Below are 21,015 nucleotides of genomic sequence, written 5' to 3' on the forward strand. Positions count from 1 at the left end.
ACGTGCCTTCATGCTGCATGCTGGGCAGTTCACGAGGCCGACGCGAAGGTAGAAGGCCGACGAAGGTTACGGAGAGCGGCGCATGACGAACACCTTCCCGGAGATCTCCATCAGTACGGAGCGCCTGGTGCTGCGCCCGCTCGACGAGGACGACGTGCCCTCGCTCGCGGAGATGATGAACGACGAGCTGGTCGCCGCCTGGACCGCGGTGCCGCAGCCGTTCACCGAGGAGGGCGCCCGCACCTGGATCTTCGAGGACGCGCCGAAGGAGCGGGAGTCCGGCGCCGGACTCACCCTCGCCGTCGCCGAGTTCCTCACGCAGCGGCTCGTCGGCGTCATCCAGCTGTCCAAGACGAACTGGCACGTGCGGTCCACCGAGCTCTCCTACATCGTCGCCCCCTGGGCGCGCGGCGAGGGCTACGCCTCCGAGGCCGCGCTCGCCACGGCCCAGTGGCTCTTCCGCGACCAGCGCCTCGAGCGCATCGAGCTGCGCACGGCCGCCGACAACACCGCCTCCCAGCAGGTCGCCCAGAAGATCGGCTGCATCAGCGAGGGCGTGCTCCGCAACGCCTGCATAGCGCGTACCCGCACCGAGGACGGCGGCCTGGCCGAGGCCCGCACGGACTTCATCGTGTGGAGCCTGCTGCCGGAGGACCTGGAGGGTGTCACCGAGCAATTGGCGGAGGCCGGGGGTTTCACCGCCTTCTCGGACTGGAACTGACCTCACGGGCAGTCGATGGGGCGGGCAGGTACGCTCACGGTGCCCCGGTTCCGGCGGCACCCTTGACCTCCGTGCCGTATGGGCACGTACGTACCCGAGCACACCCAGGAGACTGACGACGATGGCCGACCGGGTCACGGTGATCGGCTGGGACGGTTCGCCGCTGACGGACGCGGCCCGCTCAGCACTCGGCGCGGCCACGCTCGTGGCGGGCGCCGCGCACCACCTGGCGCTGCCCGAGGTCCCCGAGCGCGCCGAGCGCGTCCGGCTCGGCAGTGTGGCCCTCGCCGCCCGCCGCATCGCGGGCCACCGCGGCACGGCCGTGGTGCTCGCCGACGGCGACCCCGGCTTCTTCGGCGTCGTCCGCACCCTGCGGGCGCCCCAGTACGGCCTCGAGGTCGAGGTCGTGCCCGCCGTGTCCTCCGTCGCCCAGGCGTTCGCCCGCGCGGGCATGCCCTGGGACGACGCACAGGTGGTCGTCGCACACAGCCGCACCCTGCGACGCGCGGTGAATGTGTGCCGCGCCCACACCAAGGTCGCCGTCCTCACGTCACCCGGCGCCGGGCCCGCCGAACTGGGCCTGCTGATGGACGGCGTCCACCGCACCTTCGTCATCTGCGAGGAGCTCGGCACCGACCGCGAACAGGTCACCGTCGTCACCTCCGACAAGGCCGCCGACCACACCTGGCGCGACCCCAACGTCGTCATCGTCATCGGGGGACCGGTCACCGGCGCCCCCGAGAACGGCAACTGGCTGGCCGGCGGCGACCCCGACGCAGCACCCCGCGGCTGGGCGCTGCCCGCCGAGGAGTACGCGGGCCCGTTCGGCGAGGGCGAGACCGAACAGCTGCGCGCCGCCCAACTCGCCCGCCTCGGGCCCCGCGCGGGCGACCTGGTGTGGGACATCGGCTGCGGCAGCGGAGCGTTCACGACGGAGGCCGGACGGTTCGGAGCCGCCGTCATCGCCGTCGACCGGGACGCCGACGCCTGTGCCCGCACCCTCGCCGTCGCACGCCGCTTCGGCGTCCAGGTCCAGATCGTGAACGGCACGGCGCCGCACGCCCTCGAAGACCTCCCGGAGCCCGACGTCGTACGCGTCGGGGGCGGGGGAGCGGCCGTCGTCTCGGCCGTCGCGGACCGGCGGCCCGCCCGCATCGTCACGCACGCCGCGACACGCGACGACGCCGAACTCATCGGCAGGGACCTGACGGAGCACGGATACGACGTCGAATGCGCCCTCCTGCAATCCGTCGAACTGGACACTCGCGCCTGGACGGAGAAGGAGCGGACCGTCGGGTTCCTCCTCTCCGGGCGCCTTCCCGTACGCCACCCGTGACCCTGGCGGCGCGCCGCGCGCGGTAGGCTGGCCGATCGTTGTACCGCACCGGGACGTTCGGCTCTTCGTACGCCAATGTCCCGAAAACGCACCACTTTTGAGGTGCGTGTGGTACGGCAGCGACCGGAGGACGCGCAACGTGGCGCAGTCCACAGAAGGCCATGGTCGAACTACGTTCCGTGGCCGCGGTCCGACCGGGACAATGCCTGTTGTCCGGAGCGGTTCGTGCCGCGCGGCGCGCGCGCTCGTTGTTGTTGACGGGCGGTCGACGCGTCGCCCCGGACAGCGAAACAGTGATGCATGAAGGTGCTCGCAGTTCCGGCGGACGGCCGGGGGCGGCCAGGAAGTTCTCATTCGATGGGCGAGGGGTAGGCATGACCGACACCGGTCAGGTTCCGGGCGAAGGGCTGCCGGAGGACGCAGGCACGGCGGAGCCGCCGGGCGTTCCCGCACCCGGCGCGTACACCTACCTCGACCCCGCCGACGCCACGGCCGAGGACGACGAGATCCTCCTGATGCCCGGAGCGCAGGGCGCCTGGGGGCAGCAGACCACGGACCACAGCCAGGGGCAGGGCCAGCAGTACGCCCCGGCCCAGACCCCGGCCCAGCCCCGTCGTCCGCTGCACATGGGCCCGGCCGTTCCCGACACCAACGGCAGCCCCGTCCGCTCGCTCGCCGACCGCGGCCCCGCCCAGCAGAACCCGATGCCGACCCGCCAGTCGGGCCCGCCCACCACAGGACCGGAATACCTGGACATCCCGCCGCAGGGCGCCGCCCCGTGGCAGCCCGCCCAGGCACAGCAGCCCCAGGCCCCCGCAGAAACGGTCGCTCCGCAGTACGAGCAGCCCGAAACGCCCGCGCATGCCCAGGAGTTCGCCCAGGTCGGCGCCGAGCCGATGCCGGTCGGCGCGTACGCGGGCCAGGCCCCGTACGGCGCGCACGAGCAGGGCCATGGCGGCTACGAGTACGACTACGCGCAGCACGGCTACGCCCAGCAGCCCGCCGCGGACCAGACGCTCGGCCAGTTCGTCCCGGTGGACGGCATCGTCCCCACGACCCCGCACCTGGCCCCGACGCCGCCGCAGGCGATGGTCGTGCCCCCGCTCCCGGAGGAGCAGCAGCAGGACACCGCCGAGCAGCCGGGTGTTCCCGGGCAGCAGGACGGATCCGGGCAGTCCGGCGCCGGTCAGGCAGGCGCCGCCGCTGAGTGGACCGGCGCGGACCAGGCTGCTTCCGGCACGCCGGGCGCGGCCGACCAGCATGTCGTCGGCGACGCGCGAGGCGCGGCCGACGAGCAGGCGGGTGCGGGGCAGCGGGGCCCGGCTGACCAGCAGGCGGTTGTGGGGCAGCAGGCTGTGGCCGAGCAGCAGGCCGCCGGCGTCGAGCAGGTGCCGGCCGGTCAGCAGGCCGCGGGCGAGCAGGCGGCTGTTGGCGGTCAGCAGGTTCCGGCCGACCAGCAGGGCTTGGCCGATCCCGCGGCGGTGGCGGAGCAGCAGGCGGCGGCCGAGCAGATGGCTGTTGGCGGTCAGCAGGTTCTGGGCGATCAGCAGGGTGTGGCCGGTCCCGCGGTGGTGGCGGAGCAGCAGGCCGCGGGCGAGCAGGCGGCTGTTGGCGGTCAGCAGGTTCCGGGCGATCAGCAGGGCTTGGCCGATCCCGCGGACGTGGCCGAGCAGATGGCCGTTGGTGGCCAGCCGGTTCCGGGTGAACAGCACGTCGCGGGCGATGCCGGTGCCGTGGCGGAGCAGCAGTCCGTTGCGGGTCAGCAGGTCCTGGCGGACCAGCTGACCGCTGGTGACCAGCAGGTTGCCGAGGCCCAGCAGGCGGTGGGCGACCACGTGGCCGCGGCCGATCAGTCGGTCGTCGGTGACGCGGCGCTCGCCGAGCAGCAGGCTGCCGCCGGGCCGCAGGCCGTTGGCGTCGAGCAGGTGCCGGCCGGGCAGCAGGTGCCGGCCGGGCAGGTGGCCGTCGCCGGTCAGCAGGTTCCGGCCGACCAGCAGGGCGCGGCCGATCCCGCAGCCGTGGCTGAGCAGCAGGCCGTGGCCGAGCAGCAGTCCATGGGCGGGCAGCAGGCCCTGACCGACCAGCAGTCCGCCGGCGACCAGCACGCTGCCGCCGCCCAGCACGTCGTGGGCGACCACGCGGCGCTCTCCGACGAGCAGTCCGCTGCGGGACCGCAGGCCGTTGACGGCCAACACGCCCCGGCCGAGCAGTCCGCCATCGGTGGTCCGCAGGCCCCGGCCGACCAGCACGCCATGGCCGAGCACACGGCCGCGGCGGACCAGCAGTCCGCTGACGACCAGTCGTCCGCCGCCAACCAGCACACCGTGGGCGCCCCCGCACCCGTGGCCGACCAGCGGCCCGCAGGCGACGCGGCGCTTGCCGACCAGCAGGCCGCGGCCGGGCCGCAGGCCGTCGCCGACCAGCCGGCCGCCGCCGATCCGCAGACCGCCGGCGCCCCCCAGCCCGTCACCAACCCGCAGGACCCGCACGCCATGGCCAACCAGCAGTCCGCCGAGCAGGCGCCCGTGGGCGACGCGTCGGTCGCGCCCGAGAACGTCGCGGAGTGGGACACCCAGGGCCCCGACTCCGCCGGGATCCCCCCGCAGGGAGCCGCCTCCCCGGAGGAGTCCGCGAGCGTTCCCGGCCCGCGCGAGGGCGACTCCGGCGCGATCCCGTTGCCCGAGTCCGAGGACCCGGCGGAGCAGACCGTCGCCCCGGCCGAGCTGACCGGCGAACCGGAGCACCTGACGCCGGATCCCGAGGCGCACCCGGCTGCCCCCGCGTACGACGACACCGAGCGCGAGGCCGTCCTGCGCGTGATGCGCGAGCGCCGCGACATCCGCAACGGCTTCCGCAGCGACCCGATCCCGCACGAGGTGCTGCTGCGCGTCCTGGAGGCGGCCCACACCGCGCCGTCCGTGGGCCACTCGCAGCCCTGGGACTTCGTGGTCATCCGCTCCGCCGACACCCGCCGCGCGATGCACGAACTGGCCATGCGCCAGAAGGACGCGTACGCCAAGTCGCTCCCCAAGGGCCGGGCCAAGCAGTTCAAGGAACTGAAGATCGAGGCCATCCTCGACACCCCGGTGAACATCGTCGTCACCGCCGACCCGACCCGCGGCGGCCGCCACACCCTGGGCCGCCACACGCAGCCGCAGATGGCCCCGTACTCGTCCGCCCTCGCGGTCGAGAACCTGTGGCTCGCGGCCCGCGCCGAGGGCCTCGGCGTCGGCTGGGTCAGCTTCTTCGACGAGCGCGAGATGGTCCGCTCGCTCGGCCTCCCGGAGCACCTGGAGGTCGTCGCGTACCTCTGCGTCGGCTACGTCGACGAGTTCCCGGAGGAGCCGGAGCTGATGCAGGCCGGCTGGTCCAAGCGCCGCCCGCTGTCGTGGGTCGTCCACGAGGAGACGTACGGCCGCCGCGCCCTGCCCGGCGAGGACCCGCACGACCTGCTCGCGGAGACCGTCTCCAACATCCGCCCGCTGGACGCCAAGGCGCTCGGCGAGGCGTGGGAGCGGCAGAAGCGGATGACGAAGCCCGCGGGCGCGCTCGGCATGCTGGAGATCATCTCCGCCCAGCTGTCCGGCCTGTCCCGGGTGTGCCCGCCGCCGATCCCGGAGCCCGCGGCCGTCGCGATCTTCGCCGGTGACCACGGTGTGCACGCCCAGGGCGTCACCCCCTGGCCGCAGGAGGTCACCGGCCAGATGGTCGCCAACTTCCTGGGCGGCGGCGCGGTCTGCAACGCGTTCGCGAGCCAGGTCGGCGCCGAGGTCTGCGTCGTCGACGTCGGTGTGGCGGGCGAGCTCCCGGCCACGCCCGGCCTGCTGCCCCGCAAGGTCCGCGCCGGCACCGCCGACATGACGACGGGCCCCGCCCTGACCCGCGAAGAGGTCAAGGAGGCCATCGAGGTCGGCATCGAGACCGCCCGCGACCTCGTGGCGGCGGGCAACAAGGCGCTGCTCACGGGCGAGATGGGCATCGCGAACACCACCGCGTCCGCGGCCCTCATCTCGGTCTACACCGAGGTCGACCCGGCCGAGGTCACCGGCCGCGGCACGGGCATCAACGACGAGACGCACTCCCGCAAGGTCGAGGTCGTGCGCCGCGCCCTCGACCTGCACAAGCCCGACCCGGCCGACCCGATCGGCGTCCTCTCCGCGGTCGGCGGCCTGGAGCACGCGGCGATGGTCGGCCTGCTCCTCGGCGGCGCCTCGCTGCGCACGCCGGTGATCCTCGACGGTGTCAGCGCCGGTGCGGCCGCCCTGGTCGCCCGCGCCATCGCCCCCGAGGTCCTCGCGGCCTGCATCGCGGGCCACCGCAGCGCCGAGCCCGGCCACGTCGCCGCGCTCAACAAGCTGGGCCTGCGCCCGCTCGTCGACCTGGACCTCCGCCTCGGCGAGGGCACGGGCGCGCTTCTGGCTTTGCCGATCGTGCAGAGCGCGGCGCGGGCGATGCACGAGGTCGCCACGTTCGACTCGGCGGGCGTCACAGAGAAGTAACCCCCCCACCCCGCCCCTTCCCGAAAGTCTCCTCAATCGCCGGAGGGGCTGGTTTTCCAGCCCCTCCGGCGATTGAGGAGCGGGGTCCGGGGCGGAGCCCCGGTTTCGGGAAGGGGCGGGGTGGGGGACTTCGAAACCTCCCCGTCACGCCCACGACGTACGCTCCACCCACAAGCACCCGCACGCCAGAGGACACCTCATGCCCGCCGCCGACCACCCCGCCTACCCCGTAGGGCTCCGCCTGACCGGCCGCCGAGTCGTCGTCCTGGGCGGCGGCCAGGTAGCCCAGCGCAGGCTCCCCGCCCTGATCGCCGCGGGCGCGGACATCACGCTGATCTCCCCCTCCGCCACCCCCTCCGTCGAGGCGATGGCGACGGCCGGCGAGCTGACCTGGACCAAGCGCCGCTACGAGCCGGGCGACCTCGCCGAGACCTGGTACGCCCTCGTCGCCACCAGCGACGCGCAGGCGAACGACGCGGCATCCGCCGAGGCCGAGGCGGGCCGCGTCTGGTGCGTCCGCTCCGACGACGCCGACGAGGCGACCGCCTGGACCCCGGCCACGGGCCGCGCCGACGGCGTGACCGTCGCCGTCCTGACGACCTCGGCCGCGGACCGCGACCCCCGCCGCACAGCCGCCGTCCGCGACGCGATCGTCGAGGCCCTCCACGACGGCACGGTCACCGTCCAGCGCACCCACAAGCCCGGCGTCGCGCTCGTCGGCGGCGGCCCCGGCGACCCGGACCTGATCACCGTGCGCGGCCGCCGCCTCCTCGCCGAGGCCGACGTCGTGATCGCCGACCGGCTCGGCCCGCGCGACCTCCTCGACGAGCTCCCGCCGCACGTCGAGGTGATCGACGCGGCGAAGATCCCGTACGGCCGTCAGATGGTCCAGGAGGCCATCAACGACGCCCTGATCGACCACGCCAAGCAGGGCAGGGCCGTGGTCCGCCTCAAGGGCGGCGACCCGTTCGTCTTCGGCCGCGGCATGGAGGAGGCCCAGGCGCTCGCCGCCGAGGGCATCCCGGTCACGGTCGTCCCCGGCATCTCCAGCTCGATCTCCGTGCCCGGCGCGGCCGGCATCCCGGTCACCCACCGCGGCGTCGCCCACGAGTTCACCGTCGTCAGCGGCCACGTGGCGCCGGACGACGAGCGCTCCCTGGTCGACTGGGAGGCGATGGCGAAGCTGACCGGCACCCTCGTGATCCTCATGGGAGTCGACAAGATCGCAAAGATCGCCGCGGCCCTCGTCTCGCACGGCAAGGCCCCCGAGACCCCCGTCGCCCTCGTCCAGGAAGGCACGACGGCCGCCCAGCGCCGCGTCGACGCCACCCTCGCGACGGTCGGCGCCACGGTCGTCGCCGAAGGGGTCAGGCCCCCGGCGGTCATCGTGATCGGCGACGTGGTGAACGAGAACCCGCACAAGCACCAGAAGTAACCAGCGGTAACGCAACTCGTTCCGAGCCGTTGGCACCACACCCAGAACAAGGCAGTATCGACCCGTGGCTGAAGCTGAACATCGAGGGATCATCACCATCGATGACCCCGACGACCCGCGCCTGTCCGACTACACGGGCCTGACCGACGTAGAACTGCGTCGCAAACGCGAACCGGCCGAGGGCCTGTTCATCGCCGAGGGCGAGAAGGTCATCCGGCGGGCCAAGCTCGCCGGGTACGAGATGCGCTCGATGCTGCTGTCCGCGAAGTGGGTCGACGTCATGCGCGACGTCATCGACGAGGTCCCCGCCCCGGTCTACGCGGTCGCCCCCGACCTGGCCGAACAGGTCACCGGCTACCACGTGCACCGCGGCGCCCTCGCCTCCATGCAGCGCAAGCCGCTCCCGACCGCGGACGAACTCCTCACCACGGCCCGCCGCGTGGTCGTCATGGAGTCGGTCAACGACCACACGAACATCGGTGCGATCTTCCGCAGCGCCGCCGCGCTCGGCATGGACGCGGTCCTGCTCTCGCCCGACTGCGCGGACCCGCTCTACCGCCGCTCAGTGAAGGTCTCGATGGGCGCGGTCTTCTCCGTGCCGTACGCGCGTCTGGAGGCCTGGCCGAAGTCCCTGGAGACGGTCCGCGACGCCGGCTTCGAACTCCTCGCGCTGACCCCGGCCGAGCAGGCGAAGTCCCTCGACGAGGTGGCGCCGCACCGCATGGACCGCGTCGCGCTGATGCTCGGCGCGGAGGGCGAAGGGCTGTCGACCAAGGCCCTGATGGCGGCGGACGAGTGGGTCCGCATCCCGATGGCCCACGGAGTCGACTCGCTCAACGTGGGCGCGGCGGCCGCCGTCGCGTTCTACGCGGTGGCGACGGGCCGACCCGAACTCTGACGCTCCGGAACCCCGCCCGCACTGCGGGCGGGGAGCGCGGGCGCGGTCACAGGCTCTGCGCCGCCGCGATCGCGAGCGCCACGAGCAGCGTCACGACGACGAACACGAAGAGCCGCTGGCGCAGCAGGCGCGGGTTCGCGGGCCGCAGCTTCTTGCCGCTGCCCGTGCCGTTCGTCCGCGGCGCCGGGCGCCCCGCACCACTGCGCGGTCCGGTCCGGCCGTTGCTTGAACGGCTGTTCGTGTTCCGCGCGGGCGCCGAACCGTTGCTCCTGCCGTTGCTGGGCCGCGACGTGGGAGTTCCCGGCTGCGTACGCCGCTGGGTGCGCTGCCCCTCGTAGGTGTCGGCCAGTCGTCCGGTCGGCCGGTCCTGCTCGGCGGTGCGCGGCGCGGGCGGGCGCGGCTCCGCGGCGATGCCCTGAGCCTCGCGGGCCGCGATCTCCTTGAGCCGCAGCGACAGTTGCAGCGTGCTGGGCCGCTCCTCCGGGTCCTTCGCCAGGCACGCGCGCAGCAGCGGCGCGAGCGCGTCCGGCACCCCGGCCAGCTGGGCCTCCTCGTGCACGACCCGGTAGAGCATGACCTCGGAACTGCCGTGCCCGAACGGCGAGTCGCCCATCGCGGAGTACGCGAGCGTGGCCCCCAGGGCGAACACGTCGGTCGCGGGCGTCACGGCGGCGCCGCGCACCTGTTCGGGCGCGAGGAAGCCGGGGGAGCCGACGGCGGTGCCCACATGGGTCAGCGTCGAGGCGCCGGTCGCCCACGCGATGCCGAAGTCGATGATCCGCGGCCCCTTCGGGGACAGCAGGATGTTGGACGGCTTGAGGTCGCGGTGCACGACCCCGGCCTCATGGACGGCGACGAGCCCCTCGGACAGCGCGGCCCCCACGGCCGCCACGTCCGAAGCGGCCAGCGGGCCCTCCTCGGCGACCTTGTCGTGCAGCGAGGGACCCGGCACGTACTGCGTCGCGAACCACGGCCGCTCCGCCTCCAGGTCGGCGGCGACGAGCCGGGCGGTGCAGCCGCCCCTGATCCGCCGGGCGGCGGACACCTCGCGCGCGAACCGCGACCGGAACTCCTGGTCCTCCGCCAGATCAGGCCTGATCACCTTGAGCGCGACCCGCTGGCCGCGCCGGTCGGACCCGAGGTAGACCACGCCCATCCCGCCGGCCCCGAGGCGTCTGTGAAGCCTGAACGAGCCGACGACGCGCGGGTCCTCGCGCCTCAGGCGCATCATCGCCATGTTCATCCCCGCTGCTGCCCGGTCCGTCTGACGAGCCACAGCTTACGTTTTCGCGCACGGCGGCGCGCAAAGGCCGCGCCCTCGCGGCCGATTCGATTGTCAGTGCCCGGTGGGAAACTTGAAGGGTGGTCAGGGAGCGCGGGAGCGGGGCGGCTTGTCCGGCGCCCGCGGGCCAACAGGGCGGCCTTGGAGGGGGTTTGGACCCATGAAGGGTGACCGGGTCGAGATAGTCGTGGATGCCGGGGACACGACGCGTACGTACGAGGTGACGGCGGGCCGGGCGGGCCGGAGGGTGGAGACGGCGGTGCGCAGAGGGGTGGTGGAAGTGAGCGAAGTCACCCGATCCGGATCCGTGGTGCGCACCGCGCGCTTCATGGCCACGAGGGTCCTGGCGCTGGTAGAGCACCCCGTCCCGCGCGAGGAGCCGGCCGAGCGGGAGGCCCGCGTCGGGCGCCCCCTCGGGGATGACCCCGAGGCCTAGGACCTCGTCTCCACCCAGGGGAGTACATCGGGCGGAGGTGGTCATCCTCGGGGAGGCCCGGCAATCGGTACGAGGGCATGACGTCTCGGACGCCCGCCACTCATAGATTTGAGGTCAAGCGGCGGGTACGGCACTCGTCCCCCGAGGTCAGGTACCCGCCGCTTGCCAGGACGCGACAACTCACAAAGACGCAAGAACTCAAGATTTCGACCGGGAGAGGACCATGGCGGACACGGCACCGCGGACGACAGCGTTCCGCACAGTGGCCCGCAGGGCGGGCCTTTTCGGTGGCCCCGCGACCGACCGCCGGCATCCGCTGGTGGCCGCGGCCATGGTTCTCCCTCTCGCGGCCCTTCTCGTCGTCGTGTTCGGCGGCTGGGACGCGGTGGTCACACAGGCGTCGTCCGTGGGCGTGATGCTGGGGCGCTGAGCGGCGCTCCCAGGCCCGGAAGAGCGGTCCGGGCGGGGACATCCGGCCATGAAACCCCGTGGGGACGGGGGTGCGGCGGACGGCACAAATGCTGCGCGCAGCTGGGGAGCTGCGCGCAGCATTATTTTGTGCCCTCGGCCCCGTAGGCCCCTGCCGCCGGACAGGCCCTAGGCTGCGGCCGTGACCACGCTCATCGTTCCCGCGCTCAGGGCCGAGGCCCGGGGCGCGGCCCACCCGTCGGGGATCGTCTGCGTCTGCGGCGCCACGACCCTCGCCGACCGCCCCGACGCCACCGTGGTCCGGCACGGCGACACCGTCGCCAAGGCGCACGCCCCCGGCACCGACCCCGCCGAGCTGAACCTGCGCCTCGCCGTGGCCACCCACCCGTCCCTGGCCGGCGTCCTGCTGCGCCCGCTGCGTCCGACGGCGGCGGCCCTGGACGACCGGCTCGTCACGTTCTGGCCGCACGGCACTCCCGTGGACCCGGACCACCCGGAGCACGCCCCCTGGGAGGCCGTGGGCGCCCTCCTCGCCCGCCTGCACTGCACGCCGGCGCACGAACTCCCGCCCGCGCTTCCGCCCATGCGGGGCCCGCTCAAGGCGGCCGCCGCAGTGGCCCGCCTCCGAGCCGCGGCCCCCGGCCACCCGGCCGCGCGCCCGATCCTCGACGCCTGGGGCACCCTGCCGCCCTGGGCCCGCGCGGAAGCCCCGTACGCGCACGCGAGCGCCCTGTGCCACGGCGATCTCCACCTCGGCCAGCTGGTCCGCCACCCCGCGCGGTCGGACGCGTGGACGCTGATCGACGTCGACGACCTCGGAATCGGCGACCCCGCCTGGGACTTGGCCCGCCCCGCCGCCTGGTTCGCCTGCGGACTGCTGTCGCCCGATGACTGGACCCGCTTCCTCGGCGCGTACCAACGCACAGGTGGCGCCAAGGAGCTGAGCGTCCCCGACCCCTGGCCCGCCCTGGACGCCCCGGCCCGCGCCCTGACCGTGCAGACCGCCGCGCTCGCCGTCGCGAAGGCCACCGACGCGGGCCGCGCGCTCGACGAGGTGGAGGACGCGGTCGTCGACGCCTGCGCCCGAATGGCATCGACGCCACCGCAGTTCGAGGACGAACCGGCCAAGTAGGGTGCGGGGGACGGAAGCCGGGAAGTGTTCCGGCGAAGCAGCACCGAACGGCGAGGAGTTGAGCCGAGCATGCAGTGTCCGAAGTGTCACGCACCGATGCACACGTACAACCGCAATGGCGTCCAGATCGAGCAGTGCAGCGGTTGCCGCGGGATATTCCTGGACTACGGCGAGCTGGAGTCGCTGACCCGCCTGGAGTCGCAGTGGCAGCAGCAGGCCCCGCCGCCCCCGCCCGCCCCGCAGGGCTACCCGGCCCCCGCGGCCCCGGCCTGGGGAGCCCCGCACCACGGCGGTCATCACGGCCACCACGGTCACCACAACCGTGGCTTCGGCCGGATGCTGTTCTCCTCCTGAGGCGCTGAGCGGCTCTTCTCCCGAAGAGCCGCCCGGCACCCCGGGCCGTCCGGAACGGAAGAAGCCCCCGGTCACGAGGACCGGGGGCTTCTTGCTTGTGCGCGATACTGGGATTGAACCAGTGACCTCTTCCGTGTCAGGGAAGCGCTCTCCCGCTGAGCTAATCGCGCGGGGGATCCTTGCGGACCAGTGGACGATACTGGGATTGAACCAGTGACCTCTTCCGTGTCAGGGAAGCGCTCTCCCGCTGAGCTAATCGTCCGGGATGGAAGCCTTGCGGCTCCAGTGCGCGATACTGGGATTGAACCAGTGACCTCTTCCGTGTCAGGGAAGCGCTCTCCCGCTGAGCTAATCGCGCTTGGAGGTGGAGACGGGATTTGAACCCGTGTAGACGGCTTTGCAGGCCGTTGCCTCGCCTCTCGGCCACTCCACCAGGAGCGTAGGGGTTCGGGAAGATCCCCCACATCCTGAGCGAACGACCGGGTTCGAACCGGCGACCTCAACCTTGGCAAGGTTGCGCTCTACCAACTGAGCTACGTTCGCGTGTCTTTCCGGTCCGCTTGCGCGTCCCGGCGACGTGTTGAACTCTAGCGGATTCCTGGGGGAGGTCCAAAACGCGTTTGCGCAGCGTGCTGCGGTGCGACCGACGAAGGTCCTGCTCAGGTGGGCCCATCGTCATCGGCCATAGACTCGAAGGCGTGCACGACCTCCCTGCTCTGGCCCGCTTCGGCGGGCTCGTCGCGACCGATCTGCGCGACGTCACCAGCGATCCCGCGGCCCTCGACTCCAGCGGCTTCTGGGCCGTCTGCGCCGACTTCGAGGGCCGCCTGACCTGCGCCCGCTTCGGCGACGTCCGCGAGGAACCGGTGCCCGCCCCGCGCCCCGGCGCCTGGCACGGGCCCGCGCCGACGGACTGGACGTCGTCGCTCGACCACACCGCGTACACGGACGGCGTGCGGAGCATTCGCGCGCGCATCGCGACCGGCGAGGTCTACCAGGCGAACCTCTGCCGCGTGCTCTCCGCGCCGGTCCCCGCCGACGCCGACGTGGACGCCCTCACCGCCCTCCTCGCGCGCGGGAACCCGGCGCCGTACGCAGGAACGATCCGGCTGCCGCGGCACGGCGTGGAGGTCGCCACGGCCTCGCCCGAGCTGTTCCTGCGCAGGGACGGCCGGGTCGTCGAGTCCGGGCCGATCAAGGGGACCGGGCGCACCGAGGACGACCTCCTCGAAAAGGACCACGCCGAGAACGTGATGATCGTCGACCTGGTCCGCAACGACCTGGGCGTCGTCTGCGCCACCGGCAGCGTGACCGTCCCCGAACTGTGCGTGGTCGAGAAGCACCCGGGCCTCGTCCACCTCGTCTCCACCGTGCGCGGCGAGCTGCCCGAGGCGGCCGGCTGGCCCGAGCTGCTCGACGCCGCGTTCCCGCCCGGCTCCGTCACCGGCGCCCCGAAGTCCAGCGCCCTGCGGATCATCGACGAGCTCGAGACCGCGCCGCGCGGCCCCTACTGCGGCGGCATCGGCTGGGTGGACGCGGACCGGGGGAGCGGGGAACTGGCCGTCGGGATCCGTACCTTCTGGATCGACCGCGGCGCCCACGGCGACGTCCTGCGCTTCGGCACCGGCGCCGGCATCACCTGGGGCTCGGACCCGGAGCGGGAATGGCGGGAGACCGAGCTGAAGGCGGCGCGGCTCCTGGAGGTAGCGTCGGGAACGTACGCACTCGAACAGTGAGAGGCAAGAACCCGTGAAGATCTGGCTGGATGGCCGGCTGCAGGACACCGAGGCGGCGCGCGTCTCCGTCTTCGACCACGGGCTCACCGTGGGAGACGGCATCTTCGAGACGGTGAAGGCCGTCGAGGGCAAGCCGTTCGCGCTCACCCGTCACCTCGACCGGCTCGCCCGCTCGGCCCGCGGGCTCGGGCTGCCCGAGCCCGACCTCGACGAGGTCCGCCGCGCCTGCGACGCCGTCCTCGAGGCGAACCCGATGGCCCTCGGCCGCCTGCGCATCACCTACACCGGCGGCCTCTCGCCGCTCGGCTCCGACCGCGGCGACCACGGCGCCACGCTCGTCGTCGCCCTCGGTGAGACCAAGCGGCGCCCCGACACCACCGCCGCGATCACCGTCCCCTGGACCCGCAACGAGCGCGGCGCCCTCGCGGGCCTGAAGACCACCTCGTACGCGGAGAACGTCGTCGCCCTGGCCCGCGCCCACGAACACGGCGCGACCGAGGCCCTGTTCGCGAACACGGTGGGGCAGCTGTGCGAGGGCACCGGCTCCAACGTCTTCGTCGTCCTCGACGGCGAGATCCACACGCCGCCGCTGACCGCGGGCCCGCTCGCCGGTATCACGCGCGCCCTCGCCGTCGAGTGGACCGGCGCCAAGGAGACCGACCTGCCGCTCTCCGTGCTCGCGGAGGCCGACGAGGTGTTCCTGACGTCGACGCTGCGCGACATCCAGGCCGTGCACCGCGTCGACGACCGGAACCTCGACGACGCGCCGGGCCCCGTCACCGCGAAGGCGATGCGCGTCTGGGACGAGCGGGCAGCAGACCGCCTCGACCCGTAAATCCCTTGTCGCGTCGGGGGTGCGGGCGGGTACAACTCCCGTGATGACCACGACCCTGCGGCCGACCGAGCCGCTCCAGCGCACCCCCGACGGCTCGCGCTCGCGTCACTACGCGGTGTGCGTGAACAGCCGCCCCGTCGGCACCCTGCACCTCACCACGCACCCGGTCTTCGGCCCCTCCGTCGCCCAGATACGCGAACTGAGCGTCGACGAGAAGGACCGGGGGCGCGGCCGCGGCACCGTCGCGGCGCTCGCCGCCGAGGAGGTCGCCCGCTCCTGGAACTGCCGCCGCGTCGAGGTGGCCGTCCCCGCCGACGCGCAGGGCATGCTCCGCCTCGCGGGCGCCCTCGGCTACGTGGAACGCAACCGGAACATGGCGAAGGCCCTGCCCGGACAGCCGCCCGCCCTCCCCGAAGGCAGCGTCGGGCGGCGCATGACGGAGGCCGAGTACGGGCCGTGGCTCGCGCACACCAAGGCCGCGTACGCGCGCACCTGGGTCGAGCGCGGCGCCACCGAGGACGAGGCGCGGCGCAAGGCGGAGCGCGATCACGCCGCGCTGCTCCCGGAGGGCGTCGCCACCCCGGACGTCCTGCTCAGCGTCCTGGAGCACGCGGGGGAGCGGGTCGGAACGCTCTGGCTGGCCCAGCGGCCCGAAGGGGCGTTCGTCTTCGACGTCGAGGTGGCGGCCGAGCACCGGGGACGCGGCCACGGGCGCTCGCTGATGCTGCTGGCCGAGGCCGACTCGATCGCGGCGGACGCCACCCGGATCGGCCTCAACGTCTTCGCGCACAACACGGCCGCGCTGAGCCTGTACGCATCGCTCGGCTACGAGCCGACCACGTACCACCTCTACAAACAGCTGCTCTGAGCGTCAGTCCTGCCCGGCCTCGGCGAGCAGCCGGTCGGCGATCTCCTCGATCCGCTCCCGCAGCCCCTCCTGGCTCTTGCCGCCGTGCAGCAGCTCCCCGCCGATCTCGTACGTGGGCGTGCCGGTCACGCCGATGACCTTGCCCTCGGCCTGGTCGGCGTCGACGATCAGGATGTGCCGGCCGTCGACGAGCGCGGTGTCGAACTCCTCGGCGTCCAGGCCGAGTTCGCCCGCCACCTGGACGAGGAACTGCTCGCCCTTGCGGTCGAACTCCTCGACGCGGCCGAGCACGGCCTCCACGTACGGCCACCCCTTGCCCTGCGCGAACGCCTCCTCGGCGGCCTGCGCACCGGCGAAGGAGTGCTTGTGCTTCTCGAGCGGGAAGTGCCGCAGGCGCAGCTCGACGCGGTCGCCGTAGCGCTCGCGCAGCGCGCGGAGGTCGTCCAGGGCCGAGCGGCAGTCGGGGCACTGCAGCTCGCACCACACGTCAAGGATCGGGTTCGGGGCGTTCATGGGGGCCAGTCTCCCAGGAGCGACGGCAGGCCCCAACCTGGACCTGCGGAGGAGCCGCGACCCCGAGATGTCCCCCAGATGTGGCCGATGCGGGCCCTGGGCGTGGCCCGCGGGCCCCCGGACGGTGCAGGATGGAAGGGGCGAAGCGCCCCTGATCGCCCTTTGATGTCCGAACTCGGGAGGACCGGATGATTGCCGAGACCGTGTGTTCCGCCGTTGCCGTGGCGGGCCTGGGCATCGCCGGGGTTCTCGCCTTCCGCAAGCGCTTCATGAAGGCCGCCCGCACCGCCGCCTACGCCCTCGTGCCGCTGGGCCTGGTGATGACGGGCGCGGTGGAGTGGGTCGTGGACACGGCGTTCAGTCCGACCGCCTGGGCCGGCTTCGGCGTCCTCGGCGTCGCCTGGCTGATGTTCATGGGGACGCGGGCCGTCGAGCGGCGCCGCTCCGGCCGCCCCGCCAAGGAGGGCAAGGCCGCCGTCGCCCCCGCGGCCTCGGCGCCCTCGCTCGGCGAGAGCCGGCGCCCCACGCCCGCGGCGCAGCCGAAGCAGTCGAAGCCTGAGCCCGCCGAGGACTTCAGCGACATCGAGGCGATCCTCAAGAAGCACGGCATCTGACGTCAACGGACGCTCCTGGCCCGCTGTCACGGGTCGGTGCGAACTACCCCTCGAAAGTGGTGGGTTGAGCCCCCGTCGCCCGGTAAGTGCGTCATCATCGCGGCGAGATGCTGGACACACCGCAGCTGCCCGAGCAGCTGGACGCCGACCCGGGGCAGGCGCCCCTCAGCGAGCCCGCGCCGCCCGTGCCCGTACGAACCGAGAAGCGAACCGAGCACAGGACCGAGCCAAGGACCGAGCAGAGTCCACGCGGCTGCCTCTTCGCGCTCTCCCAACCCCCGCTGATGATCTTCCTGGGGGTGATCGGCGGCCTGCTCCTGATGGCGGCGCTGCACGATCTCCTGCTGCTGTGAACGGATTCAGCCCGTCGCTCAGCCGGTGGCTTCCTTGCGCCGCGCCCGGTAGGCCGCGACGTGCAGCCGGTTCCCGCACGTACGGCTGTCGCAGTAGCGGCGCGAACGGTTGCGGGACAGATCGACGAACGCGAACCGGCAGTCGGGCGCCTCGCAGCGCCGCAGCCGCTCCTGCTCCCCGGCGACGACGAAGAACGCGAGGGCCATCCCGCAGTCGGCCGCCAGGTGGTCGGCGACGGAGGCACCGGGCGCGAAGTAGTGCATGTGCCAGTCGTAGCCGTCGTGATCCGTGAGGCGGGGAGTGGTGCCCGCCTCGGCGACCAGTTCGTTGATCACCGTCGCCGCCGCCCGCTGGTCACTCGCCGCGAACACGGCCGCGAAGCGGTCACGCACCGTACGCACCGAGTGGAGATCGTCTTCGGTGATCACGCCGACATCGCTGACATCGTTCCTTCGTACGAAATCCGTCAGCGCGGCCAGACTCTCGAGCCCGTCCGCCTTCGAGTCGCCGTCCGGTGTCGTGTTCACCAGATCGACCACGGTGTCGAGCGCGCACCGGGTGTCGTGGGTGATCAGCACGATTCGCTCCCTGGCCTGGGGTAGGGCTCCCGCCCGCCGATGCCGCACGAGCCTAGTACCTGCGGGCCTCCGGACACGCACCTGCGCCGCCACCGTGGAAACTCCCACGGCGACGGCGCCGGTGTATGCCGTATGCGGTTGTCCCGACCGTGATGCCGTGCCGTCTCCCCGAGTGGACGGCACGGCACGCTCTCGCGCTGCTCACGCCGACCGGGTGCCGGCGCGGGCCTCCTCGTTCCGCGGCGCTAACTTTCCGCGAGGATGTGCGACAGCTCCTGGTCGAGGTCGAAGTGGCGGTGTTCCGTGCCGGGTGGCACGGCGGCGTCCGTTCGCTTGAGGAACGACTCCAGGGCCCGCGCCGGGGCCTCGAGCAGAGCCTCGCCCTCGGGAGAGCTCAGGGCGATGCAGACAACGCCCTGACCGTGGCTGCGGGACGGCCAGACTCGGACGTCGCCGGTGCCGGTCGGCCGGTGAAGGCCTTCGGCGAGGAGGTCGCGGGCAAACACCCATTCGACTGTCTCCTCGGCTCCGGTGTGGAAGGTGGCGTGCACGGCATACGGATCGGCCGTGTCATACCGCAGACCTGCGGGAACGGGCAGTGAGGACTCGCTCGACACAACGAGGCGCAGGTGCAGCTCGCAGCTGACCGTGGTGTTCATAAGCGCCAGGGCCTTTCGCTCAGTGTGCGCTCGGGGATTCGCACGTCGGCGAAATCGACATGCCACCTACGGTGCCGTTGTAAACCCCTCTGAGTGTTTTGAGCGTCTTTAGGTAGCTCGTACGGCCGAGTCTTATCTGTGGGACAACGCCCATTCCGGTGACGCGAAAGAGTCGGGTAGGTTTGAGTGCATGAATACGGGGAGTGACAAGGGGGCCAAGGAGCCCGAGGCGCCCGAGAGGGCGGATGCGGCCTCCGGGGCCGGTGCGGACGGCGAGGCGGCCGAGGGGAAGCCGCTGGGGTCGCGGGCGCCGGGGTTCATCCAGGCCAGGAGGACGCTGCACCTCAGCTGGCAGGTCGGCGTCTTCATCGTGGGTCTCGCGGTCGTCGTGGGCGGCGTGATCATGCTGCCGCTGCCCGGGCCCGGCTGGCTGGTGATCTTCGGTGGCATGGCGATCTGGGCGACCGAGTTCGTCTGGGCTCAGCTGGTCCTGCGCTGGACGAAGCGGAAGGTCACGGAGGCGACGCAGCGCGCCCTCGACCCCAAGGTGCGGCGGCGGAACATCATCCTGACCTCGATCGGCGTGGTGATCATCGCCGTGCTCGGCGGGGTCTACCTGTGGAAGTTCGGGTTCGAGATGCCGTGGAACATCAAGCAGTGATCGCGGGCGGCGCAGGATGGTCCCAGGCACCCCCTGACATGGGGTAATGTTCTTCCTGCGCCCGGGCGATTAGCTCAGTGGGAGAGCGCTTCGTTCACACCGAAGAGGTCACTGGTTCGAACCCAGTATCGCCCACCCGGACCGAGGGCCCCGGAGACATCGAGTCTCCGGGGCCCTCGGCGTTTTTCGGCGCCCACCTGCGGTTTCGAAGCGCTTCGAGCGCCAACTTCGTCCGAACTGTTGACGCACTCCCCACCCGTCTCTACTTTTGCTCGGCAAGCGCTTACCTAAAACGATTCAATGCGCAGGGTGGAGGGGCTGGCTGTGCCTATGAACAGGGATCTTGATCGTCGGGGCCTGCTGAAGGTCACGGGGGCGTCGGTCGCCGTGCTCGGTCTGACGGCGGCCGGGTGCGGTGGTGACGGAGGGTCAGGAGACGCGGGGGACGCGGAGGGGCCGGCGACCCTGCGATTCGCCTGGTGGGGCGGCGAACCGCGCGCCGTGAAAATCAAGAAGGCGATCGCGCTCTTCGAGAAGAAGAATCCGAAGATCAAAATCAAGCCCGAATTCACCGATTACCAGGCATTCTGGGAGAAGTTCCAGACGCAGGCCTCGGGCGGAAATCCTCCGGATGTATTCCTCAACTCCGTTGCCTTCCTTGCGAAGTACGACAAGCGCGGAGTTCTGCTCGACCTCAAGTCCCAGGTGGACGCGGGGAATCTGAGCCTCAAGCAGTTCCGCAGCGGCGTCGAGACGGCCGGTCAGGTCTCCGGCGGCAAGCAGGTCGCGGTTCCGGTCGGCGCCAACACCATGTCGCTCGTCATCGACAAGAAGGCCTGGGACAAGGCGGGCGTGCGGCCGAAGTTCGGCTGGACCTGGGACGAGTACTTCGACTCGCTGCAGACCATCCAGGACAAGCTGAAGATCGCGGGCGACACGGGCTACGCCGGGGTCATGTACCTCTACGACCTGTATCTCCGTCAGAACGGCAAGGCCTTCTTCAAGGACGGCAAACTCGGCTTCACCCAGGACGATCTGACGCAGTGGTGGTCCGACTACTACAAGCGCGTGAAGTCCGGGATCGTCGCGGACCCCAAGAAGATCGAGCAGGTCAAGCCGAAGTCCGGGCTCTCGGCCGGGCTCGCGGGCGCCGAGTTCACCTGGGACAACTTCTCGGTGCGCTACGAGGGGGAGGGCGACTCCGACTACGCGCTCGCGCCGATCCCGACCACCGACGGCAAGGACACCGGCCAGTACCTCGGCTCGCTGATGCTGTCGATCTCCACCAAGTGCAAGGCCCAGGCGCAGGCCGCCAAGTTCATCGATTTCATGGTCCACGACCCCGAGGTCGGCAAGGTCCTGGGCTACGACATGGGCGTGCTCGCCACCGACGACCAGTTCGAGGCGTACAAGCCCGGCGCGGAGACCGACAAGGCCGTCGCCGAGGCCAACAAGGGCATCGCCGCGTACGAGACCGAGGTCGACAAGGCCGGTGTGCTCGGCAAGATCACGCCGCACCCCTCGGGTGCGGACGTCGTCGAGGCCGCGTTCCTGCGCATCGCCGGAGACGTCGCCAATGCCAAGCAGAAGGTCCCCGCGGCCGTGAAGCAGTTCTTCAGCGAGTCCGAGGCAGCCTTCCAGGCCTGACAGCCCTGGGCCTGTCCTAGTTTCCGAG

General features: G+C 72.1%; 21 protein-coding genes and 6 tRNA genes. 17 read left to right on the forward strand and 10 right to left on the reverse strand.

Annotated elements, in window-relative coordinates:
* The first annotated feature begins 82 nt into the window (after positions 1 to 82).
* Together ACZ7L4_RS33870 and cbiE are read left to right on the forward strand one after the other, a co-directional pair.
* A complete protein-coding gene (locus tag ACZ7L4_RS33870; protein WP_472108595.1) occupies positions 83 to 721 on the forward strand; it encodes a GNAT family N-acetyltransferase in 639 nt (212 codons plus the stop codon).
* A 121-nt stretch (positions 722 to 842) separates the two neighbouring features.
* Entirely contained in the window at positions 843 to 2,057 is a 1,215-nt protein-coding gene (gene cbiE / locus ACZ7L4_RS33875; RefSeq protein WP_472108597.1) for a precorrin-6y C5,15-methyltransferase (decarboxylating) subunit CbiE, read from the forward strand.
* A 350-nt stretch (positions 2,058 to 2,407) separates the two neighbouring features.
* On the opposite strand, the gene ACZ7L4_RS33880 is transcribed toward cbiE, so the two are convergent.
* The gene (locus ACZ7L4_RS33880; protein WP_472108599.1) at positions 2,408 to 4,195 is read right to left on the reverse strand and encodes a hypothetical protein; all 1,788 of its coding nucleotides are present in this window, start codon (positions 4,193 to 4,195) and stop codon (positions 2,408 to 2,410) included.
* Here ACZ7L4_RS33880 and cobT point away from each other — a divergent pair.
* The 3 genes from cobT (at position 4,076) to ACZ7L4_RS33895 (ending at position 8,889) form a co-directional block, all read left to right on the forward strand.
* Positions 4,076 to 6,556, forward strand: coding sequence for a nicotinate-nucleotide--dimethylbenzimidazole phosphoribosyltransferase (gene cobT / locus ACZ7L4_RS33885; protein ID WP_472108600.1), 2,481 nt, complete (start codon positions 4,076 to 4,078; stop codon positions 6,554 to 6,556). The genes ACZ7L4_RS33880 and cobT overlap by 120 nt on opposite strands.
* 199 nt (positions 6,557 to 6,755) lie before the next feature.
* A complete protein-coding gene (gene cobA / locus ACZ7L4_RS33890) occupies positions 6,756 to 7,991 on the forward strand; it encodes a uroporphyrinogen-III C-methyltransferase (RefSeq protein ID WP_472108601.1) in 1,236 nt (411 codons plus the stop codon).
* A gap of 64 nt (positions 7,992 to 8,055) precedes the next feature.
* Positions 8,056 to 8,889 (forward strand): TrmH family RNA methyltransferase, encoded by an 834-nt coding sequence (locus ACZ7L4_RS33895; protein ID WP_472108603.1) that lies wholly within the window; start codon positions 8,056 to 8,058, stop codon positions 8,887 to 8,889.
* A gap of 46 nt (positions 8,890 to 8,935) precedes the next feature.
* Here ACZ7L4_RS33895 and ACZ7L4_RS33900 read toward each other — a convergent pair whose 3' ends face one another.
* Complete coding sequence (locus tag ACZ7L4_RS33900; protein ID WP_450816532.1) at positions 8,936 to 10,132, reverse strand: serine/threonine-protein kinase; 1,197 nt, start codon at positions 10,130 to 10,132, stop codon at positions 8,936 to 8,938.
* Positions 10,133 to 10,331: 199 nt separating this feature from the next.
* On the opposite strand from ACZ7L4_RS33900, the gene ACZ7L4_RS33905 reads away from it, so the two are divergent.
* The 4 genes from ACZ7L4_RS33905 (at position 10,332) to ACZ7L4_RS33920 (ending at position 12,522) form a co-directional block, all read left to right on the forward strand.
* On the forward strand, positions 10,332 to 10,607 hold the full coding sequence (locus tag ACZ7L4_RS33905) for a hypothetical protein (protein WP_327664265.1): 276 nt from the start codon (positions 10,332 to 10,334) through the stop codon (positions 10,605 to 10,607).
* A gap of 223 nt (positions 10,608 to 10,830) precedes the next feature.
* Entirely contained in the window at positions 10,831 to 11,037 is a 207-nt protein-coding gene (locus ACZ7L4_RS33910; protein WP_385762950.1) for a hypothetical protein, read from the forward strand.
* Positions 11,038 to 11,217: 180 nt separating this feature from the next.
* The gene (locus ACZ7L4_RS33915) at positions 11,218 to 12,168 is read left to right on the forward strand and encodes a phosphotransferase family protein (protein WP_472108606.1); all 951 of its coding nucleotides are present in this window, start codon (positions 11,218 to 11,220) and stop codon (positions 12,166 to 12,168) included.
* 69 nt (positions 12,169 to 12,237) lie between these two features.
* Entirely contained in the window at positions 12,238 to 12,522 is a 285-nt protein-coding gene (locus tag ACZ7L4_RS33920) for a TFIIB-type zinc ribbon-containing protein (protein WP_399231110.1), read from the forward strand.
* A gap of 98 nt (positions 12,523 to 12,620) precedes the next feature.
* Here the strand turns inward: ACZ7L4_RS33920 and ACZ7L4_RS33925 are convergent.
* From ACZ7L4_RS33925 to ACZ7L4_RS33945, 5 genes are all read right to left on the reverse strand, one after another.
* Positions 12,621 to 12,692 (reverse strand) — tRNA-Val (locus tag ACZ7L4_RS33925).
* A 20-nt stretch (positions 12,693 to 12,712) separates the two neighbouring features.
* A tRNA-Val gene (locus ACZ7L4_RS33930) sits at positions 12,713 to 12,784 on the reverse strand.
* A 24-nt stretch (positions 12,785 to 12,808) separates the two neighbouring features.
* Positions 12,809 to 12,880: transfer RNA gene (locus tag ACZ7L4_RS33935), tRNA-Val, on the reverse strand.
* 1 nt (position 12,881) lies between these two features.
* Positions 12,882 to 12,955 (reverse strand) — tRNA-Cys (locus tag ACZ7L4_RS33940).
* Between the two features lie 37 nt (positions 12,956 to 12,992).
* Positions 12,993 to 13,065, reverse strand: a tRNA-Gly gene (locus ACZ7L4_RS33945).
* A gap of 155 nt (positions 13,066 to 13,220) precedes the next feature.
* On the opposite strand from ACZ7L4_RS33945, the gene ACZ7L4_RS33950 reads away from it, so the two are divergent.
* The 3 genes from ACZ7L4_RS33950 to ACZ7L4_RS33960 are packed head-to-tail and all read left to right on the forward strand — an operon-like array spanning position 13,221 to position 15,961.
* Positions 13,221 to 14,258 carry a chorismate-binding protein gene (locus tag ACZ7L4_RS33950; RefSeq protein WP_472108608.1) on the forward strand — a complete coding sequence of 346 codons (1,038 nt, stop codon included), beginning with the start codon at positions 13,221 to 13,223 and terminating at the stop codon, positions 14,256 to 14,258.
* A 13-nt stretch (positions 14,259 to 14,271) separates the two neighbouring features.
* On the forward strand, positions 14,272 to 15,093 hold the full coding sequence (locus ACZ7L4_RS33955) for an aminotransferase class IV (protein ID WP_472108610.1): 822 nt from the start codon (positions 14,272 to 14,274) through the stop codon (positions 15,091 to 15,093).
* A 43-nt stretch (positions 15,094 to 15,136) separates the two neighbouring features.
* Entirely contained in the window at positions 15,137 to 15,961 is an 825-nt protein-coding gene (locus ACZ7L4_RS33960) for a GNAT family N-acetyltransferase (protein ID WP_472108612.1), read from the forward strand.
* A gap of 3 nt (positions 15,962 to 15,964) precedes the next feature.
* Here ACZ7L4_RS33960 and ACZ7L4_RS33965 read toward each other — a convergent pair whose 3' ends face one another.
* A complete protein-coding gene (locus ACZ7L4_RS33965; RefSeq protein ID WP_472108614.1) occupies positions 15,965 to 16,474 on the reverse strand; it encodes a DsbA family protein in 510 nt (169 codons plus the stop codon).
* A 188-nt stretch (positions 16,475 to 16,662) separates the two neighbouring features.
* On the opposite strand from ACZ7L4_RS33965, the gene ACZ7L4_RS33970 reads away from it, so the two are divergent.
* Both ACZ7L4_RS33970 and ACZ7L4_RS33975 read left to right on the forward strand, forming a co-directional pair.
* Positions 16,663 to 17,088 (forward strand): hypothetical protein, encoded by a 426-nt coding sequence (locus tag ACZ7L4_RS33970; protein ID WP_472108616.1) that lies wholly within the window; start codon positions 16,663 to 16,665, stop codon positions 17,086 to 17,088.
* A gap of 107 nt (positions 17,089 to 17,195) precedes the next feature.
* The gene (locus ACZ7L4_RS33975) at positions 17,196 to 17,441 is read left to right on the forward strand and encodes a hypothetical protein (RefSeq protein ID WP_472108618.1); all 246 of its coding nucleotides are present in this window, start codon (positions 17,196 to 17,198) and stop codon (positions 17,439 to 17,441) included.
* An 18-nt stretch (positions 17,442 to 17,459) separates the two neighbouring features.
* Here ACZ7L4_RS33975 and ACZ7L4_RS33980 read toward each other — a convergent pair whose 3' ends face one another.
* Positions 17,460 to 18,020 carry a CGNR zinc finger domain-containing protein gene (locus ACZ7L4_RS33980; protein ID WP_472108619.1) on the reverse strand — a complete coding sequence of 187 codons (561 nt, stop codon included), beginning with the start codon at positions 18,018 to 18,020 and terminating at the stop codon, positions 17,460 to 17,462.
* Between the two features lie 245 nt (positions 18,021 to 18,265).
* Complete coding sequence (locus ACZ7L4_RS33985) at positions 18,266 to 18,679, reverse strand: SsgA family sporulation/cell division regulator (RefSeq protein ID WP_004002642.1); 414 nt, start codon at positions 18,677 to 18,679, stop codon at positions 18,266 to 18,268.
* A 190-nt stretch (positions 18,680 to 18,869) separates the two neighbouring features.
* On the opposite strand from ACZ7L4_RS33985, the gene ACZ7L4_RS33990 reads away from it, so the two are divergent.
* The 3 genes from ACZ7L4_RS33990 to ACZ7L4_RS34000 all read left to right on the forward strand — a co-directional run bounded on the left by ACZ7L4_RS33990 (position 18,870) and on the right by ACZ7L4_RS34000 (position 20,987).
* The gene (locus tag ACZ7L4_RS33990) at positions 18,870 to 19,340 is read left to right on the forward strand and encodes a TIGR02611 family protein (protein ID WP_472108621.1); all 471 of its coding nucleotides are present in this window, start codon (positions 18,870 to 18,872) and stop codon (positions 19,338 to 19,340) included.
* A 63-nt stretch (positions 19,341 to 19,403) separates the two neighbouring features.
* A tRNA-Val gene (locus tag ACZ7L4_RS33995) sits at positions 19,404 to 19,475 on the forward strand.
* A gap of 189 nt (positions 19,476 to 19,664) precedes the next feature.
* Entirely contained in the window at positions 19,665 to 20,987 is a 1,323-nt protein-coding gene (locus ACZ7L4_RS34000) for an ABC transporter substrate-binding protein (RefSeq protein ID WP_472108623.1), read from the forward strand.
* The last annotated feature ends 28 nt before the right edge of the window (positions 20,988 to 21,015 follow it).

It is taken from the genome of Streptomyces sp. NPDC107575 (genome assembly GCF_055657265.1).